Raw genomic sequence first — 2,950 nt, forward strand, 5'->3', positions numbered from 1 at the left:
CACGACACCCGACCCCGTGCTGCCCGCCCCGGACGACACCGGCGAAGCCGAAACCCCCGACAGCCCCCCGGACACCAGCCCCGAAACCCAGCCTGACAACGGCGGCGAGTACACAACCAGGCCGCCACAACAGGGTCCTGTCACAGAGCATGACGGTGTCTCCGTGCTCGAGATCGCTGGCGGGCGCGTCACCACTCTTGAGGTGGCCGCCACCGGCGCTGTTGTGAAGGTTGAGATCACCGACCTGCCTGCGCATGGCAACGCCACCGTCAACCTCGACAACAGCATCGCCCTGGTGCTTTCGGGCAGCGATTACAGCGGTCCGCTGTCGCTGGGCTACAAGATCACCCATGCCGACGGCACGACCGAAAGCGCCACCGCCTCGTTCAACGTCGCACCCCCCGCCCAGCAGGCCGGCTGGGGCACGGGCACCCACTACATGCTGGAAACCGACGCGAACGGCGACGTCATCGTCGAGACCGGCGACAATCACCGCAAGGTCTATATCTCGGGCAGTGAGAATGCACTGAGCAAGGCCGATATTGCCGCCCTCGAGGGTCTCAAGGAAAGCGCCATCACCGCCAAATGGCTGATCACCCACCCCGAATACGGCGGCTCCGAGGAAATGGCGCTCGCATCCGATGTCGGGATGGAGCTCTGGTACGGCCTCACCGGCGCCTGGCCGCGGGAGGCGACCTCGCACTGGCTGCTGTTCGAGAGGGGCCATACCTACGAGGATCTCGGCCGGATCATTGCCCGTGGTTCAGAAGGCGAGAGTGAACTGCACCCGATCCATGTGACGTCCTGGGGGGAGGGCGAACGGCCGGTCCTGAACTCGCAGCTTCGGGTGTATCAGGAGCCGAGCAAGAATGTCGTTGTTACCGACGTTACCTTCACCAACAGCGTCTCACTACTCGGACAGAATGGAATCGTAGAGAATTTCCTCTTCGATGACGTGCTGATCACAGGGTCCATGTTCGGCATGGACAAGACAAAGCACATCACATTCCGCAATTCCGAAATCCAGCATGTCGCCAAGGACGCACCCACCGGTGACAATTGGCATCCCCATGTGGATCGCAGCGGGGGCTTCTTTGCCGGAGCGGTCGAGGGCCTCCTGTTCGAGAACAACTTCGTCTATCACAATGGCTGGAGCGAGGGATATGACGGCACGGCCGATGCCGGGATGCCGCCGAGTATGTACAGCCACAACATATACCTGCAGAACACAACCACAGACGTGACGTTCCGAGACAACATCTCGGCGATGGGGTCTTCGTACGGAGCCCAGATGCGTGGTGGAGGCTATATCGAGGACAATGCCTTCATCGACAACAATGCCGCGGTTTCGATGATGGGTGGCATCTACCAGACTGATGGTCCGATCGGCAACTTTTCCTTCTTCACCAACAATCTCGTCACCTCGGGTGCCCACAAGATGGCATCACAGATCGGCGGCCTGACAATGGGGGTGCTGAACGGCGCCTACGATACGACCCTTCTGGACAACATCGTCGCCCACCTGGCAGACCCCAACAACCCCGAAGAGTTCGAGGCAAAGAGGTGGGCTCACTCTCCCCTGACCAATGACCACGATCCGTTCTATGACAATACCATCATCTATAACTGGATCGGTTCGCGCTACATGGACTACTCCACCCTCTGGGAAAATGACGGAGCGAATGGGCTGGATTCTGCAACCCTGAACCAGGTCACGATACAGAACTTCGCAGCCGAACTGTTGGACAAGGACAGCGCCACCATCAAGGATCTGATGGAGTACATCGGTTCTCTGGCCGACACCGAACTCGACGACACCTTCACCGCTGACCAGATTATCGCGTGGTTCCAGACCGGATTCGGCCTGAGCCCCCAGACCGACGGCAGCGCGGTAGACCACCGCTTCATTCCCAATGCTCTTGCCGACGGGATCCGCTGGGACAACCGCATCAATTGGACAACCAATGAGGTGCCCGACGATGGCGACACTGTCGATCTGGGCGGCAACTGGGTCTACTACGGCGCCCGCACGACGCGGATCGAGGATCTCGACCTGGGTTCGGGCGGACGGCTGCATGTCACCAGCGGCAAGCTGACAGTCGAGGGCACGCTCGAGACCGGCGCGCGCGGCGGGCTGATCACGGTCGAGGGCGCGGGCCAGTTCTGGACCGACGGCTATGCCGGGACCAGTCGACTGACCATCGATATCGATGGCGGCCGTTTCGCCAATATCGGTCATGTCAGCGGCACCATCTCGGTCTCGGCCTCGGGCGGGCAGACGATCCTGGCAACCGATGGCGCCGCCTTCGATCTGGGCGGCAGCAGCGAATTGCGGATCGAAGGGTCCAAGGCCAAAGTCGGCTTCGACGGGGCCGAGGACAGCACCGCGGTGCTGCGCATGTCCGAGGGCGCAATCCTGACCTTCGAGGGCGATGCCAAGGGCTTCTCGACGCTGACCGAGTTCCGCTCGGGCCATTGGGACCAGAGCGGATCGCCGGTAAAATCCGGGGTGCTGCTGGACGGACTGCTGCAGATCGACCTTTCGAGCTACGCAGGCGGGATCGGCACACACACCCTGATCGCGGTCGACGCGATTGCCGGGGCGTTCGAAGGCATCAACATCCACGGGCTCGACGGACGTTTCGATGCCACGGTCTATGTGGATTACGAACGTGACGAGTTGCGGCTGGACCTGGGCAATGGCTCGGGCCAGGTCGATATCAGGATGCTCGGGGATGCCTGGGACGGATCGGACGAGGATGCCGAGCTCTGGGAAGAACTGACCGCGAACCAGGGTGTCCATGACCAGACGATGCCCTGGATCCTCGACGACCAAGACGACCTGCCCGACCTGCTGAGCGCAGCCTGACGCGGGTTTCGCATGCGAAACCGGACACCCGTCCGGCCCATGAAAACGACGCGCGCCGCTCAGGCGCGCGTCCCCAGCCAA

At 61.9% G+C, this 2,950-nt stretch carries 1 protein-coding gene; it reads left to right on the plus strand.

Going from position 1 to position 2,950, the window contains the following annotated elements; translation table 11 throughout:
- Positions 1–2,869, plus strand: a 2,869-nt coding sequence (locus tag EV216_RS18425) for a right-handed parallel beta-helix repeat-containing protein (protein ID WP_165899329.1), incomplete at its 5' end; no start/stop codon positions are given.
- Positions 2,870–2,950: the final 81 nt, after the last annotated feature.

The organism is Rhodovulum steppense (assembly GCF_004339675.1).
In the GTDB taxonomy this organism is placed as follows: domain Bacteria; phylum Pseudomonadota; class Alphaproteobacteria; order Rhodobacterales; family Rhodobacteraceae; genus Rhodovulum; species Rhodovulum steppense.